Source organism: Pantoea coffeiphila, from assembly GCF_016909495.1.
GTDB lineage: Bacteria > Pseudomonadota > Gammaproteobacteria > Enterobacterales > Enterobacteriaceae > Erwinia > Erwinia coffeiphila.
The window spans coordinates 724258-740487 of record NZ_JAFBFW010000003.1 but is presented as its reverse complement, the minus strand read 5'-3'; the positions used below and the strand labels follow the sequence as shown (position 1 = coordinate 740487).

Here is a 16230-nt window from a genome sequence, read left to right as displayed (position 1 = left end):
GCGCTGCGCTATTTTTACAATCGTTCCACCAAACCACTTCGGCGCTGAGTACGCATTTTCACCGCGCTGTTAAAAACGCGGGTATCAGCGTACAGCGTCAGCTGGCGCTTAGCGCGGGTAATGCCGGTATACACCAGCTCACGGGTTAATACCGGCATCACCTGATTCGGCAGCACCATCAGCGTGTGCTCAAACTCTGACCCCTGAGATTTATGCACCGTCATCGCATACGCGGTGTCGTGCGGCGGCAGTCGGCTGGGCTGCACCGCTTTGATGGAGCCATCCGGCAGCGGGAAAAAGACCTTCAGCGCCTGCTCACCATCCAGCATTGCAATGCCGATATCTCCGTTAAACAACCCCAGCAAGCGATCGTTTCGGGCAATCATCACCGGCCTGCCAACATACCATTTACCGTTTGCCAGCGTACCGCGACGAATCAGTCCGGCCTGGCGTAGCGTAGTTTCGATACGTTCATTCAGGCCGCTAACGCCGAATGGCCCCTCACGCAGTGCGCACAAAAGCTGGAAGCGCCCAAATGCCGACAGCACGTCAGCAGGAGAATCCCCTGCGGCAAGCCGCGAGAGATAATCACGGTAGCCTGTCGCACAGTCATTAAGCAGCTGCTGGTACTCTTCGCTGCTGCTTAAACCGTGTCGGCGGATATCGCTAAACTCACCGCCAAACACGGCGTCTGCGCGTTTCACATCCCCGGCATTCACCGCCATCGCCAGCTGGCCGATTCCCGAAGATTCGGTAAATCGGTAGCTTTTGCGCAGCAGACAAATCGCATCACGGACCGGCGGTGCGGCTTGATCCTCATTCCCCGTCACCTCACAGCCGGTGAGCCGGTCCAGTTCAGCGGCACGCGCCGGGCTGTAGCCAAATTCGGCGCACCGACAGATATCACCCAGTACGGCTCCCGCCTCTACGGAGGCCAGCTGATCGCGATCGCCAAGGAAGATAACCCGCGCCTGCGGCGGCAGCGCGGCAATCAGATTCGCCAGCATCGGCAGATCGACCATCGATGCCTCATCAACGACCAGCACATCCAGATGCAACGGATTACCGGCATGGTAGCGCATACGCTGGCTGCCGGGCAGCGCGCCCAGCAGGCGGTGCAGCGTTGTCGCCTCCGCGGGGAAGCGTTTCAGTACCGCATCGTCCAGCGCCAGCTGCTGCAGCGTTTTGCCCAGTGACTCAGTAAGGCGTGCCGCAGCCTTGCCGGTCGGAGCCGCCAGTTCAATACGTGGGGAACCCGGGTAAAGCTCAATCAGACAGGCCAGCAGTTTAGCCACCGTGGTGGTTTTACCCGTGCCCGGACCGCCGGAGATCACGGCAACCCGTCGGGTGATGGCAACCGCTGCCGCAATTTTCTGCCAGTCTTCCGGCTGCTGGCCGAAGTAGCGATCCAGCGTAATACGCAGCGCCGCGTCATCAACGGGTAAGGGCTGCTGCTGACGATGAATAAATTCGACGACTTGCCCTTCACTCTGCCACATGCGGTGCAGATAAAGCCGCTGCTGTTGCAGCACCAGCGGCGTGCCGCGCGAGCCATCGCTCACGGCCGAACTCTCAGACAGCAGCTGATTCCAGTTCGTTGGTGAACCGGCAGCCTGCCAGATTGCCTGAGAAAGTTCAGGATGGCGCCCGTCGAACATCTGGTCGGGATGCAGCAGCTCAAGCGGCAGACAAACGTGCCCTTCCCCGGCATCACGGCTGACTAAGGCCGCTGCCAGCATCAGTGCGGGCTGATGTTCACCGGCTACCATCAGCGCAAACTGCACGTCCAGCGTGCGCAGCAGGCGCTGGCGACACGCCAGCTGCAGGTGCTCGATTAGCGTCATGCTTCACTCTCCACTTCGGCAGCAAACAGCAGGTCAAGCGCGTTGACAAAGTCTGCCTGTGGCCGCGTACTAAAGATGCCGTTACTCCCTTCCGTCCCGTCCAGGCCACGCAGGAAAAGATAGATTACGCCACCAAAGTGTTGTTGATAGTCATAACCGGCAAGACGCTGCCTGAGGTAGCGATGCAGCGCCAGGCTATAGAGCTGATACTGTAAATCGTAGCGATGAGACTGCATCGCCTGCGCCATCGCTTCCTGGGTATAGGCGCTGCTCTCCTCCCCCAGCCAGTTCGACTTGTAGTCGAGCAGGTAATATTTCCCCTGCCAGCAAAACACCAGATCGATAAACCCTTTCAGCATGCCGCGGACCTGATAAAAATCGAGGGGCGGACATCCGGCGGAGAGCGGGTCCTGCCGTACCAGTCGATCCAGATCCTCAGCGGTAAGCAGGCGGGAAATCGGCAGATAAAATTGCAGCTCCACCCGGCACGTATCCGGTGAAAGTTGATTCAGGCTAACGCCACTGTCATTGAGCGGGGTTTGCAAAATGCGCTGCATCCATTCCGTCATCGTTGGCAGCCAGGCCATATCCAGCCCCTCGGCACTAAGCCGTTCTGCCAGCCACTGCTCATCAAGCGGCGCTGAAAAGTCCAGAGATTCAAACAGACTGTGCAGGAATGTACCCGGTGCTGCACCGCGCGGGAAGGTATGCGGCGTCAGCTGCGGCAGTAGAGAATCCTGCGCCTCACCGGCGGCATCGACATCCAGCCGAGGCAAAAGATCCAGTGCCGCTGCGTGGCCGTGCTGCTGTAAACCTGAATAGCTGGTCACGCGCCAGTCGTCACGCAGTGGACGCGTCAGCTGCTGGCTGCTCAGGATTAACTGCCCTTCTACCTCCGGCTGCCACAGCTCAGCTTCCGTCAGCGGTGCGGCAGCCAGTGCGGTATGATCGCTTTCCATCTCTTCCAGCAGAGCATGCAGCATTGCAGCATCGGCCGCCTCGCCGCGCTGGATAAGATATCCCGGCGCGCTGTGGTGCAGGTCGCTGTTGCCCTCTTTCTTGCGCGTACCTTTAATCAATGGAGCAATACCGACGCTACAGTGGTAAATCGAACGCGTCAGCGCTACGTACAGCAGCCGTAAGTCCTCGGCCAGCCGCTCTTCTTCTGCCAGGCGGGCGCTGTCCTCATCCTGCTGTAAATCCAGCAGCGCCTCGAAGGTCTCCCTGTCGTGATAGATGCCGTTTTCCGCCGCACGGTAGTTAGAGACGAACGGCAGCCAGACCAGCGGATACTGCAGGCCTTTCGATTTGTGAATAGTCACAATCTGCACCAGATGGCGATCGCTCTCCAGCCGCAGCTGCTGATTAGCCACCTGGCCGTCGGGCTGCACAACCTGCTGCGCCAGCCAGCGTACCAGCGCATGCTCGCTGTCCAGTGCGGTTGCCGCCTCCTGCAATAATTCACCCAAATGCAGTAGATCGGTCAGACGGCGTTCACCGCTGTCGGATGCCAGCAAATTCTCGGCGATTTGCCGCCGCATCATCAGATCGCGCAGCATCGGCAGCACGCCCCGTTTCAGCCAGCGCTGACGGTAGCGATCGAACTCATCGACCAGCTCATCCCATGCACGTTCATCGCGGCTCAGGGCATCCAGCGTTAGCGCATCAAGTCCAAACAGGCTGCTGGCCAGTGCGCTGCGCAAAATACGCTCCTGCTCCGGTGCCAGCACGGCCTGGAGCAGCAGCAGGACTTCGCGTGCTTCCGGTGTGGTAAATACGCTATCGCGGTTGGAAAGATAGACGGAGGGAATAGCCAGGCGATTCAGCGCTTCACGCATCACGGCCGCTTCGCTGCGGCTGCGCACCAGAATGGTAATATCTGAAGCCTGTAGCGGTTTAAGGTGCGGCATTTTTCCGATCAGCGCCAGCCCCTGCTGCCCCGCGGTCAGCCAGCGGCAGATTTCCGTCGCACACTGCTGCGCCATATAGTGCTGATAATCAGCCACTCCCACACCGTCGCCAGGCTGCAGCCAGAACTTCAGCGCGGGCTGCTCCACACCGTCCACACTGAAGCTCAGGGAGTGGTTGGGTTCCGCCGGGCTAACCTCAATAAACGGGATTTCCTGGAATACAAACGGGGCAGGATGACGCTGGAACAGCTGATTGACGCTGGCCACCATCGCAGGTGACGAACGCCAGTTGGTTTCAAGAGTATAGTGGGCACTGACCTCAGCCCGTGCCCTCATATAGGTAAAGATATCTGCGCCACGAAAGGCATAGATCGCCTGTTTCGGGTCGCCAATCAGCAGCAGAGCACTATCGGCCTGCCCCACATAGAGCGTCTGAAAAATTCGATACTGCTGCGGGTCGGTATCCTGAAATTCATCGATCAGAGCGACAGGGAAGCGCTGACGTACGGCAGCAGCTAACAGGTCGCCGCCGGGCTGTTGTAAGGCAGCATCGAAACGGCCAAGCAGATCGTCAAATCCTAACTGAGCGTGCAGGCGTTTTTCCTGACGGGTGACGGTACGGATTTCTTCCAGCGCACGGGCAACAATCAGGTCGCGCAGCGTGCGGGGCTGTGCCAGGAAAGTATCAATCTGTTCAAAGAGCGGATGAACGGGAGCGACACCTTTTTTCGTTTTCTCCATCAGCACACGCTGGCCGAAGCGTTCGAGATCTTTTGCCACGTCATAATCAAGCGTTTCGCTTTGCGCCCACTGGGTAATTTTATTCAGCCAGTTAGGTAAGTGCTTACTGTTGTAGCTACGCCTGTCGATACCTGACGCGTCAATCAGCTCAAACAGATTTCCCGCCGCCAGCCACGCCTGCTTCAGCGCAGCGATCTGGCCGATAATCGCCTCGTGCCGCTGTACCAGCGTTTCTTCCGGGTCCGGCGCTGATTTCAGTGAAGGAGCCTCGCCCCCCAGCCAGGGCGACAGGTCCCTGAGCAGCTGCTCAGGCCCATCCCACAGCTGGCGAACAACACGGGCAACCGGCAGCGGCAGCGGATAGCAGTGGCGTCGCCAAAAATCCGCCGCTGCACGGCGGCGCAGCGGCGTTTCATCTTCAATCAACTGCTGTTCGAACAGCATGCCGGATTCAAAGGCGTTCAGATTGAGCATCCGCTGACAGAAGCCGTGAATGGTAAAGATACCGGCTTCATCCATCTGCCGCTCGGCCGCCAGCAGTACTGATGCAGCCTGCCGCAGATCGGGAATTTGCTCAATCAACGCTTGCAGCATCGGATTACGGCTTTCACCACGCACACAGTCGATACGCAGCGCGTGGATGTTTTCACGAATACGCCCGCGAAGCTCAGCGGTGGCGGCCTCGGTAAAGGTCACCACCAGAATCTCCTCCACCGACAGCGGACGGCTGAATGCAGATTCTCCGCCTAATCCCAGCAGCAGTCGCAGATAAAGCAGGCCGATGGTAAAGGTTTTCCCCGTACCTGCAGACGCTTCAATCAACCGCTCACCGTGCAGCGGCAGGGTTAACGCATTCAGCCTTTCCGCAACCTGCTGACTCATGGTTTATCCTGGCTCACCGGGAACGACTGTTGCAGAGTAGACAGATTTTTCCAGGTCTTCCAGCCTGCCGGAGCCGCATAGTCCGCCTTACCGTGATGGCTGCCGGAAATCTGCGATAGTAGTGCCAGACCGGTTGGTGCGATAACCGCCTGATGGAAGAAATCAGCAATGCCATCCGGCGTCAGCGCCTGAATCTGCGCAATCACTTTTTCGCGCGTATCGAACTGATAATTTTCGCGATTAAAATCTTTGCTGTAACGACCGGCTTCTTCATCCAGAGTCTGCGGACGTTGTTTCAGCTCGTTGATCATCGCCGCCTGATACTGGGCAAAATCCTCTTTGCTCAGCGCACGCAGGCGCTTCTCGGCGGAAGGATAAAATGCCTCGAAGCGCTGCAGCAGATAGGCAGGCTGCTTGACGTTACTTTGCAACAGGAAGCCAATGCCCCACTGACGCCCTACCGGCATCTGGAAAGCAAACACCGCGTAGCCAAGCTGCTCTTCGGTACGCAGCTGGTTATAGAACCACGGCTGGATAATCTGGCTCAGCATGCTACTGCTGGCCATGCTTTGATGTTCATCAAAGCCAACCGGCACGTAGACCGCCGCCAGCGCCGAGTCCGTGCTGCTTCCCGCCTTCTGCAGGTTAGCCAGCGCCTTTTTATCCACTTTAATAAATTCACTGTGCCACCAGCTGTGGCCTTCACAGTTCAGCTGCTGTCTGACCTGTTCAGCCAGATTGTTTACCGCCTCAGGAGTCATATTGCCGACAACCAGCAGCTCGGGCGTGGACTGCTCCAGCAGCATTTTACGGTAGTCCAGTAACTGCTTCAGGGTGATAGCAGGCAGTAACTTACGGCGCTCGCTACGCTGGGTATAAGGCAGACGCGACAGCAGCTGCGCAGGCTGGATAGCCAGTTCAAATGCTTTGCCTTTTTCCGCCGAGTCCAGGCGTTCCAGATACCAGGATTTGGCCTGTTCCAGCTGCTGTTCAGTAGGTGTAAAGCTGGCATAGCCCTCCAGCAGCTGCTTCATTAACTTCGGCAGGCGCTGGGTAAAACCGCTGGCGCTGAACGTTACACCATCATCTTCCCCGGTGGAAAAACTAATGCCGCCGACCGATGCCTGCGAACTCAGTTCATCCAGCGCTACGCCGGCCAGATAATCATTGAGGGCAAACAGCACCTGGTTCTGCGCGCTGTCCACTGCTGCTTTGTTACGCAGCGCCAGGGTGATATTGGCCTTAGGCTCATCAGCATAGTACTGGCTGGGCATGTAGAAGACCCGCAGCCCAGGCTGATTGAGCAGTTCCTCCGGACGTTCATACTTCTTATCTGGCTTGATCAGGCTGAAGTCGTCAGGAATGTACGGGTTGAGCACCGGCAGAGACAGGGTTAATTTGTCGCTTTCTGCCTGCCATTTACTGAATCTTTCGCTGCTGATTTTATCCACCTGATAAGGCGCATCAACGAAGTAGGCCGTTTTGTTATGCGGCTCATTCGGGCTGATAAACCAGATGCGGGCATTCTGCGGGGTCATTCCCTCAAGGCGCGCTTTGATGGCCTGCGGATCGTAACGGTCTGCGATGTAAGGTGCATCCAGCACATCGGCAACCGGCACGCGCAGCATGGTATCCACCAGCCACTCGATGTAGTCCATATCGCGGGTGATGGAGGGATAACGGAAATCCAGGTCCAGCACGTGCGCCACTTCATCAAAGTAACTTTTATCGATGCCCTGCGTACGTAAGGTGTTCAGATAGCTGAAGACTGCGGCGATAACTTCATCACGATTGGCCTGGCCTTTATCCGTCAGCGAGACGGAAATCGAGAATACCCCACCGTTGCGGTCGATAACCGGATCGGCACCAGCACTGATAGAGTCAGCCAGCCCACGGCTTTGCAGCCAGTCTGATAAGGTGTTTTTGCTGCGGTTACCAATCAGATAACCAATAAGCGTATCGGTTTTACTGCGGAACTCGGCGCTGTTGTTATCAATGCGGAACTCAATGCGCAGCTGCTTGCGCGGCTGTGCAGGCACATAGTGAATGATGATGCCTTTCTGCTTATCGGTGACCACCGGCACGGTGATATCCGGCACCGTCGCCTGACGGTTTTCGACGCGGCCAAAGGTTTCGGCGGCTATTTTTTCCAGCTCGGGCAGCGGTTTATTACTGTAGATCACCGCTTTCATCAAATTGGCTGAGTAATAACGATGATAAAACGCCTTCAGGGCATCGTGCAGTTTACTGCCAGGCTTATCGCGCAGGGTTTCCAGATTCCCGCCGGAAAAGCGTGAGCTGGGATGTTCAGGGTTTAGCGTTTCAGCACCAACCTGTGCCATACGCAGGCCGTCACGGGATCGCGCCATGGTCAGCTCGGCGTTGACCGCATTACGTTCGCGATCGGCATTGACCGGGTCGAGCAGCGGTTCGGCAATGGCGTCGGCCAGCCTGTCGGCAGCCGGTTGCAGCGCATCGTTCTCCACTTCCAGATAAAACGCCGTACGATAGGATGCGGTACTGGCGTTGTGGCTCCCCCCGTGCTTTTTCAAAAATTCGGCAAGGTTATCCGGCTGCGGGTAACGCTTTGACCCCATCAGCACCATGTGCTCAAGATAGTGTGCCAGGCCAAGCTGATCGGTGGGATTTTCCAGCGATCCGACCGGCAGCGCCAGTGCGGCCAGCGACTTTGTGGCCTTATCATCGGAAACCAGCAAAACGGTCATGCCGTTATCCAGGCGGATCGCCTTGTACTGACGAGGGTCTTTTTCACTTTTACGAATAATGTCTGTGACCGGTTGCCATCCGGTTTCTGCCTGCGTCAGCGGGCTGAACAGGGCGAAAAAGACAAAGTAAACTAACCAGACTGCATAACGACGCATTCAAACTCCCTCAATTTTGCTGGTGTTTAATTGTTATAAAATAACACTACAGGAGATCATCCTGATTGTCCGTAAAACTTCCCCTATCTTCCTTGGGGAATGTGGGTACATCACCAAATACTATACAGAACGGTGCGCCTGAAGCAGCGGTAAAAGCCAGCGTTCGGCATTCTCGGTCATTGCCAGCAGGTACGTTTCATCCAGCGTACGGATCACCCGTTGCAGATAGGGATCGCTGCCTTCGCCCTCAATCTGATAATTTCCCTGCCAGCGCGCCAGCAGCTTGTTACGCGCTTTTTTCTGCACGGCATCATCTCGCAGCAGCTCACCGGATGATTCATCGTAACTTTCCTCCAGCCAGGCGGCACCTGATTCAGTCAGCAACAGCGGTGAGCACATGCCCTCGCGATAGCCCGCAACGTAACGAACCAGCTGATGCAGGGCGTCATCCGCCGTAATCGCCGGGAATCGCCATTCGCTATCGTTGCGACCCAGCATCAGACTGGTACCATTGCCGCCCGTCGCGCAGTAAACCAGGTGCTCCAGCCACAGGGTCAGGCCATCCTTAAAGTTAAGATTGCCCGGCCGCCAGCGTAACAGCCCACTGTCCTGCACCTGAGCAAGCCATCCGGTAAGCAAAACACCGTCAACCAGCAGCGAGATTTCCCGGCTTTCCGCCGCCGCACGCTGCTCGCGAACGCGGCTGGCCAGCACGTTCATTTCCTGCTCCTGCTCTTGCCAAACCAGTTCACCGAATGCGCCGTAGGGTAAAGCCCCTGAAGCACGCTGCCGGGCGTAAAGGCGGGAACTTTCTTCCCCCTCTATCAGGCTGTTAAGCAACTGCGCATTCATCTGATAACGCGTCAGGCCATCCAGTGCAAAAGGCTCGGCGTCTGGCAATTCCATCTCTTCCAGTCTGAAGCTGACGCCCAGCCGCATGCTGAAAAATGCCCTGACAGGATGCCGCCAGAAGCGCACCAGCCGTTCAAAGCTTAGTGAATCAAGCTTTTCCGCGGCTAAAGGCTGCATAAACGGCGGATGAGCAATACCCGATGCTGTAGCAGCAGGTAACCACTCGTCAGCAAAACTTCTGAACTCAGAAGTTGCACTGAAGTTTTCGGCCGCAAAGGGCATTCTGCTGTGCAGGTGATGCAGATGGCGCGCCACGTTTTGCGCACTGCGGTCAACATCCAGCGAACGGTCTTCGGGCAAGCAGAAACTCTGGCAGATGTACTCCACTAATTCACTGACCAGCACAGAGGGATATCGTTCCGTATTATCCTGAATTGAACGGGCGATATAGCTGATATACAGCTGCTGCTGCGCTGAATTTAGCGCTTCCAGGAACAGATAGCGGTCATCATCGCGGCGGCTGCGATCGCCTTTTTGCAACTGCTTACTCATTAAATCAAAGCCGAGCGGTGGCAGCGTTCGTGGATAAATACCGTCGTTCATACCCAACAGGCACACCACCTTGAAGGGGATGGAACGCATCGGCATCAGGGTACAGAAGTTCACCGGCCCCGCGAGGAAACGCTGGCTGATACGCTGCTGATCGAGCCGGGAAACCAGTTCATCGCGCAGTACGGTTAGCGGTACGGCCTGCTGATAACCGGCCTCAACGCCGTAGCCAATCACCTGCTTCCACTGATCTTCAATCAGCGTTAGCGCCGCTTCCGTTTCCGCATCGCAGATAAAGAAATCATCTAACAGCTGGCGACAGAGCGGCAGCCAGTGTGCCAAATCGCTGGTTTCATCCAGCCAGCGCCGCCAACGATGCAGCTGCATCAGTAACTCAGCCAGATTCCCAGCCAGTTCCGCGATCAAACCACTGGACTCATCATAAGGCAGGACCCCCTGCCACTCCCCGGCATCACTGTTCATCGCATAGCCCAGCAGCATTCGCGTCAGGCCGAAGTGCCAGGTATGCTGACCGGTAGCCGGCAGGTCCAGTTCGCGGACGTTATCATCATCCAGACCCCAGCGAATACCGGATTCAGCAACCCAGTGGCGCAACAGGCGTAGCCCCTCTTCATCAATTGCAAAACGCCCCGCCACCGCAGGAACTTCAAGCAGGGCCAGAACATCTTCAGCGGTGAAACGGCTGTCAGGCAGGCTCAGTAGCGAAATAAACGCCTGAAGCGCGGGGTGCGCCTGACTGGCGCGACGGTCGGAAATGGCAAACGGCAGCGCACGCTCCGGTGGTGCATTACCAAATACCGCCTGAATAAAGGGCGTATAGGCGTCGATATCAGCCACCATGACGATGATATCGCGCGGGGTCAGCGCCGGATCGTCGGCCATCATCGCCAGCAGACGATCTTGCAGAACTTCGACCTCGCGCTGCGGGCTGTGGCACTGATGGATCACAATTGAACGATCTTCCGGTTCCAGCAGGCGTTTGGCTTCACTGTTTTCCCATTCGCTTTTTTTCAACCCGATAACCGCGTTGTCTTCCAGCTCCAGCAAATCCCGTTTCAGGGTTTGCAGCAGGTTTACCGGCTCAAGATCGACAAAGGCGAAGACCTCATTAGGTTCAATCTGCGCCAGCAGGTAGAGATTATCGCGCCCCAGCTTGCCCCATGAAGCCAGCAGAGGATTACTCAGCTGCTGCTCACCTGCATCGTTGAACAAAGACGATGCGCTGTCAGCATCACGGAACTGGGAGATCTCATGATTATCCTGATAATGCCTGCGGTTGCGGTTTTGCAGCCTGGCCAGAAACGCGTAATCCTGAATATCTCCCCAGTAATGACGGCAGGGATTGGTAAACAGCAGATGAATATCGATATGTTTACCCAGCGCGCTAAGTGCCTGTAAATAAACCGGCGGCAGTGCCGAAATTCCACAAATAAACACCCGATCCGGCAGATTTGCCGGGCGCGTTGAGCTATTTTCCAGCCGGTGAATAAAACGCTGATAAAGGTTGGCACGGTGCCATTCAGGTTGCCCAAGCTGATGGGTATATTCAACCAGCGCCGCCCACAGCGGAGCCTGCCAGACCTGTGCCTCGCCAAGCCCCTCGGTCAGTTCGCCTTTTTCCCAGCCGTTAAGCCACTGCGGACGGTACACCAGATACTGGTCAAACAGGTCGGCGACTCTGGATGCCAACTGGAACAGCTTGCGCTTATCGTCGTCATCGCTGAGGTAATTACGCAGCGTTGCGAAGGCCTCTCCCGGCAGCATCTCAGGGAGGATCGCCATCAGTTTCCAGCTCATACCGGACTTGCTAAAAGCGCTCTCACGTGGAATATCCGGTAACACGCGAACAAACATGTCCCAGATAAAGCTGGCGGGTAGCGGAAATTCAATATTAGCCGCAATACCAAAATCTTCGGCCAGCGACATTTGCAGCCACTGTGCCATGCCGGGGCTTTGTACCAGCACCACTTCCGGGTTCAGCGGATTGGGCAAAGGCTGATTTTTTATCTGCCATGATGCCAGCGTCTTAAGCAGATCCAGCTGATTGGAGTGGTATACCGTGAACATAACCGACAGATTCTCAACGTAAGAGGGTTTAATTTCCTGAAGGGTACTCTACCCGCACAGGACGAACATTGGAAATGTAGCACTATAGCGGTCAATTACCCACCGCCGGGCAGCGTAGCTGAACCAGTTCGGCTCGGCGCCCCGAAGGGCTTACCGTTTTGGCGATTAACAACGGACATCCTTCCGGGCCATTCTTCTGCTGAACCTGTGCCTGCCAGCCCTCCAGCGGATTACCCTGCAGCAGTTGCCGGGCGTTACGCCATGCGCTGCGCTGCTGCCACTGTTGCTGGAACCCCTCTGCCAGCACCAGCTGATAGCGCATCAGAGCCATGATGCTAAGGCTAAACAGCAGTAGGGCAAACAGTGTTTCAACCAGGCTAAATCCTCGTTGATTACGACGAGGGATCGTCACACAGGCTCCTGTCGGGCAATGGGCAATAATCCAGCCAGCCCTGAGGGACCGCGCTAACTTTTCCACCGGTAAGGCTGCTAACCCAGCGATACAGAGACAACGTTCCACTGCCGCTGTCACCGCGCAACAGCATTCCGGAGGCGTGGCTTAGCAGGCAGGCGCGCCAGGTATACTGCGGCTGGATCTGACAGTACCAGCCTTCAGCAGCATTGAGCCACGTCAAACGCTCTCCCCACGCCAACGCGGATACCGCATCGGTGTACTCCAGGATATAGAGCCGTTCATCACTGACCAGGCTGAGATTATCACTCAGCTGCTGGCGTGTAGCGTGCAGCAATGCGGTGCCCATAAGCAAAATGATAATTACCATCAGCAGTGCGCCGCTTCCCTGTTGTCGGTGCATTATAAATTCTCCGCCACCAGCCAGTGCTCAATATGCTGGACCAGAGCAGGCCAGACGCTGGAACTCCCCTTCAACATGACTCGGACCTGCTGCCGATTGCGAACCACCCTGAACTCCTCAATGGCGATGACACGGGGATCGTTCAGCTTCTCCCAGCCGCCGCCTTCACAGCGATCAACGCCGCGCTGCATTTCCAGATTTTTCGATCTTAAGCGAAAGCCGTAGTAATCGCTGTCTTCTCGCCCGGTGCTCTCCCATTGTCCATTGCTGTTTTCATCCCAGCGCACCAGCAGGCAGCGACCTGCGTTCTGAATCTGCATCGCAGCCCCGTTACAGCGACCGTGGCAGTAGCCCGCGCGCCGGGCGGCCTTTTCCAGCGTCTGCATAATCTGCTGTAGCTCTTCATTAAGCTGAACCTGTATCTGCAGGCGCAAATTATGCTGCTGCAATAGCGGTAACGTTCGCGCAGCGCCGAGCATTATGACGCTTCCGATCGCCATCGCCAGCAGCGTTTCAAGTAAGGTAAATCCTCCCGTATTCATCGACATCCTTCCTCTGATACTGAGCAAATGCGCACTCTGCCACGCGAAGAGACAATGATTCGCCGTTCACCGGCATCACTTGCAATAGTGATATTGCCAGGGCGGGCGGTGTTCTTCACACCATAGAACCCGATCTCAGCGGTCATCGAGCGTATGCTGACTTCCGGCCACGGAGCCAATAGTGTAAAGCGGGCCTGCGGGGAACAGACATCAGGAATACTTCCGCCTCCCAGACACCAGTATCTGCCCGGCTTAAGCCAGATGACCCTGTCGGCGTTATGCCACCAGGCATCGCTGCGCAGGCGCAGAAGCAGCCGCTGGATCTGCTGCGCACTGTCATTAAGCTGACGTAGCTGCTGCCATCGCTGCCAGCCCTGCCATGACCCCAGGCTCAGTACAGCGATGAGCGCGATTACCATCATCAGTTCCAGCAATGTGAATCCCGCTGATTGCGTTATTTTCATCAGCCGAGTGTTGGCTTTTCTCCGCCGCGCCGCCAGCAGTACCTTGTGGGTTTACGCGTTATCTTCCAGGCTAAATACGTCTTCTCACCGGCTTTCATTGTCGCTGCGGGGCGCTACACATTTTTACCAACAAGTCTGATACCATCGCCGGATTTGCCTAGCACCAATAGTGAGAAAGGCTAAGATGCCTGAGCGGGTCAACGGTGACAGAGCCGAAAAAAACCTGAAAAAAGCCAGCGTGCCAGATTCGAGCAGAACCAAGAGAGAGAAAATGGATGAGATTCAAATGATCGATATTGCCACCTCGCTGCCGCAGGTGAAGATCGATTTAAAATATGCCACGGCGGATAACATTACCGGCCAGCCGATTTACTGCGAACACCGTTGCCTGTTGCACCCGGATGCTGCAGCAGCGCTGGCTCGCAGTGCGCATATCGCCGCTCTGGCAGGCTTTACCCTACTGGTCTACGATGCATACCGTCCGCAGAAAGCGCAAATGAATCTGTGGCTGGCCTGCCCAAATCCTGACTACGTTATCCCCGTCACTCAGGGCTCGAATCACTCCCGCGGAACGGCTGTTGACGTCACGCTGATGGATGAACAGGGAGCGATTGTGGATATGGGCAGTGGTTTTGACGAAATGCACGAATGTTCACATCCCTGGCATCCTTCGATCCCGACGCGGACATTACGTAACCGGCTGATGCTGAGTGCGATTATGCTTGAAGGAGGCTTCAAGGGGATTACGACCGAATGGTGGCACTTTGAGCTGCCTGGAGCGGCAGATTATCCGCTGCTGACGGATATTTTTGACTGTTATCCACCGCAATCCGCGGCGTAATGCTATCCCCGGCATTATGCATGCCGGGGATAGTATTTTTACACGGCTACCGGCGCTTTAATCGCCGGATGTGGGTCGTAACCGACGATTTCGAAATCATCGAAACGATAGTCGAAAATAGAGGCCGGTTTACGTTTAATCACCAGCTGAGGCAGCGCGCGCGGTTCACGGCTCAGCTGCAGGCGAGTCTGTTCCAGGTGGTTGCTGTACAGGTGGGTATCCCCCCCGGTCCAGACGAAATCACCCACTTCCAGATCGCACTGCTGTGCCATCATATGCACCAGCAGAGCATAACTGGCGATATTAAACGGCAGCCCGAGGAAAATATCGCACGAGCGCTGATAGAGCTGGCAGGAAAGCTTGCCGTCCGCGACGTAAAACTGGAAGAAAGCGTGGCACGGTGCCAGCGCCATCTCATCCAGTTCACCCACGTTCCACGCGGAAACGATGATACGGCGAGAATCGGGATCGTTTTTAAGCTGCTCAACAACCTTGCTCAGCTGGTCGATCTGGCGACCATCCGGTGCACCCCAGCTGCGCCACTGTTTGCCGTAGACCGGGCCGAGGTCGCCGTTTTCATCCGCCCACTCGTCCCAGATCGAGACGTTATTTTCCTTCAGATAAGCGATATTGGTGTCGCCATTGAGGAACCACAGCAGTTCATGAATGATGGATCGCAGATGGCACTTCTTGGTGGTAACCAGCGGAAAACCATCCTGCAAATTGAAACGCATCTGATGACCGAAGACCGACAGCGTACCCGTTCCGGTACGATCGTTTTTCGGTGTGCCCTGTTCAAGGACATGCTGCATTAATTCCAGATACTGTTTCATTTTTCCTCACGAAGTTGCTGCTGCGGGCGACGACGATACGCCCAGATCATCATAATCACGCCGGCCAGAATCATCGGCACGGAGAGGATTTGCCCCATGCTGATGCCGCTGAACAGACCAAGCTGCTGATCGGGCTGACGGAAGAACTCAATAATAATACGGAAGGCGCCATAACCAATCAGGAACAGGCCTGAGACGGCTCCCATCGGGCGCGATTTGCGGATAAACACATTCAGAATGATAAACAGCACGATCCCTTCCAGAATCAGCTCATAAAGCTGTGAAGGGTGACGCGGCAGTACACCGTAGGTCGCCAGCAGAGACTGCCATTCCGGATGAGTGGAAACCAGTGCGATATCTTCGCTGCGTGAGCCGGGGAACAGCATCGCCCACGGCAGATTTGGGTCAACGCGCCCCCACAGTTCTCCGTTGATAAAATTACCGAGGCGACCAGCGCCCAGGCCAAACGGGATCAGCGGAGCGATAAAGTCCGAAACCTGGAAGAAAGTACGCTTGGTGCGGCGGGCGAAGATCAGCATCACGACGATCACACCAATCAGGCCGCCGTGGAATGACATACCACCATCCCATACCTTAAACAGATACAGCGGATTATCGAGGAACAGCGGCAGATTGTAGAAAAATACATAGCCGATACGGCCGCCGAGGAACACACCGAGGAAACCCGCATAAAGCAGATTTTCAACTTCCTCTTTTTTCCAGCCGCTTCCAGGCTTATTAGCCCGGCGAACGGCCAGCCACATAGCGAAAACAAAACCAACCAGATACATCAGCCCATACCAGTGAAGAGACACAGGGCCGATAGAGAAGATCACCGGATCAAATTGGGGGAAAGCCAGATAGCCGTTATTCATCTTTCACCATTTTTAAATTCTGTCCTGACGGACAGGCGACGGAATATGTAGACGCGTGCGCACATGGCGCTGCTGCTTAAGGCTGCGCATGATAGCATAATGCGAATTATTC

The 16230-nt window shown here is 56.1% G+C and carries 11 protein-coding genes; 1 reads left to right on the top strand and 10 read right to left on the bottom strand.

Annotated features, from left to right (window positions below; genetic code table 11):
• Positions 1-14: 14 nt before the first annotated feature.
• The 8 genes from recD to JOE09_RS13005 form a co-directional block, all read right to left on the bottom strand.
• Positions 15-1844 carry an exodeoxyribonuclease V subunit alpha gene (gene recD, locus JOE09_RS13040; RefSeq protein WP_205066060.1) on the bottom strand — a complete coding sequence of 610 codons (1830 nt, stop codon included), beginning with the start codon at positions 1842-1844 and terminating at the stop codon, positions 15-17.
• The gene (gene recB, locus JOE09_RS13035; RefSeq protein ID WP_205066059.1) at positions 1841-5377 is read right to left on the bottom strand and encodes an exodeoxyribonuclease V subunit beta; all 3537 of its coding nucleotides are present in this window, start codon (positions 5375-5377) and stop codon (positions 1841-1843) included. The genes recD and recB overlap by 4 nt, the downstream gene beginning before the upstream one ends.
• Positions 5374-8259 (bottom strand): pitrilysin, encoded by a 2886-nt coding sequence (gene ptrA / locus JOE09_RS13030; RefSeq protein ID WP_205066058.1) that lies wholly within the window; start codon positions 8257-8259, stop codon positions 5374-5376. Before ptrA ends, recB begins: the two co-directional genes overlap by 4 nt.
• 120 nt (positions 8260-8379) lie before the next feature.
• Positions 8380-11748, bottom strand: a complete 3369-nt coding sequence (gene recC, locus JOE09_RS13025) for an exodeoxyribonuclease V subunit gamma (protein ID WP_205066057.1) — start codon at positions 11746-11748, stop codon at positions 8380-8382.
• A gap of 91 nt (positions 11749-11839) precedes the next feature.
• Positions 11840-12160 carry a prepilin-type N-terminal cleavage/methylation domain-containing protein gene (locus tag JOE09_RS13020; protein WP_205066056.1) on the bottom strand — a complete coding sequence of 107 codons (321 nt, stop codon included), beginning with the start codon at positions 12158-12160 and terminating at the stop codon, positions 11840-11842.
• The gene (locus tag JOE09_RS13015) at positions 12141-12563 is read right to left on the bottom strand and encodes a DUF2509 family protein (protein WP_205066055.1); all 423 of its coding nucleotides are present in this window, start codon (positions 12561-12563) and stop codon (positions 12141-12143) included. The genes JOE09_RS13020 and JOE09_RS13015 overlap by 20 nt, the downstream gene beginning before the upstream one ends.
• Positions 12563-13111 (bottom strand): prepilin peptidase-dependent protein, encoded by a 549-nt coding sequence (locus tag JOE09_RS13010; protein WP_420830640.1) that lies wholly within the window; start codon positions 13109-13111, stop codon positions 12563-12565. The genes JOE09_RS13015 and JOE09_RS13010 overlap by 1 nt, the downstream gene beginning before the upstream one ends.
• On the bottom strand, positions 13102-13569 hold the full coding sequence (locus JOE09_RS13005; protein WP_205066053.1) for a prepilin peptidase-dependent protein: 468 nt from the start codon (positions 13567-13569) through the stop codon (positions 13102-13104). Before JOE09_RS13005 ends, JOE09_RS13010 begins: the two co-directional genes overlap by 10 nt.
• A 271-nt stretch (positions 13570-13840) precedes the next feature.
• Here JOE09_RS13005 and ddpX point away from each other — a divergent pair, with 271 nt between their 5' ends.
• On the top strand, positions 13841-14410 hold the full coding sequence (gene ddpX, locus JOE09_RS13000; protein WP_205066052.1) for a D-alanyl-D-alanine dipeptidase: 570 nt from the start codon (positions 13841-13843) through the stop codon (positions 14408-14410).
• A 38-nt stretch (positions 14411-14448) separates the two neighbouring features.
• On the opposite strand, the gene thyA is transcribed toward ddpX, so the two are convergent.
• Both thyA and lgt read right to left on the bottom strand, forming a co-directional pair.
• Complete coding sequence (gene thyA, locus JOE09_RS12995) at positions 14449-15243, bottom strand: thymidylate synthase (protein WP_105593898.1); 795 nt, start codon at positions 15241-15243, stop codon at positions 14449-14451.
• Complete coding sequence (lgt, locus tag JOE09_RS12990) at positions 15240-16118, bottom strand: prolipoprotein diacylglyceryl transferase (RefSeq protein ID WP_200547066.1); 879 nt, start codon at positions 16116-16118, stop codon at positions 15240-15242. Before lgt ends, thyA begins: the two co-directional genes overlap by 4 nt.
• Positions 16119-16230: the final 112 nt, after the last annotated feature.

Coding starts and splice junctions, on each gene's coding strand:
- recD (WP_205066060.1), bottom strand. CDS start 1,844: ATGACGCTAATCGAGCACCTGCAGCTGGCGTGTCGCCAGCGCCTGCTG.
- recB (WP_205066059.1), bottom strand. CDS start 5,377: ATGAGTCAGCAGGTTGCGGAAAGGCTGAATGCGTTAACCCTGCCGCTG.
- ptrA (WP_205066058.1), bottom strand. CDS start 8,259: ATGCGTCGTTATGCAGTCTGGTTAGTTTACTTTGTCTTTTTCGCCCTG.
- recC (WP_205066057.1), bottom strand. CDS start 11,748: ATGTTCACGGTATACCACTCCAATCAGCTGGATCTGCTTAAGACGCTG.
- JOE09_RS13015 (WP_205066055.1), bottom strand. CDS start 12,563: ATGCACCGACAACAGGGAAGCGGCGCACTGCTGATGGTAATTATCATT.
- JOE09_RS13010 (WP_420830640.1), bottom strand. CDS start 13,111: ATGTCGATGAATACGGGAGGATTTACCTTACTTGAAACGCTGCTGGCG.
- JOE09_RS13005 (WP_205066053.1), bottom strand. CDS start 13,569: ATGAAAATAACGCAATCAGCGGGATTCACATTGCTGGAACTGATGATG.
- ddpX (WP_205066052.1), top strand. CDS start 13,841: ATGGATGAGATTCAAATGATCGATATTGCCACCTCGCTGCCGCAGGTG.
- thyA (WP_105593898.1), bottom strand. CDS start 15,243: ATGAAACAGTATCTGGAATTAATGCAGCATGTCCTTGAACAGGGCACA.
- lgt (WP_200547066.1), bottom strand. CDS start 16,118: ATGAATAACGGCTATCTGGCTTTCCCCCAATTTGATCCGGTGATCTTC.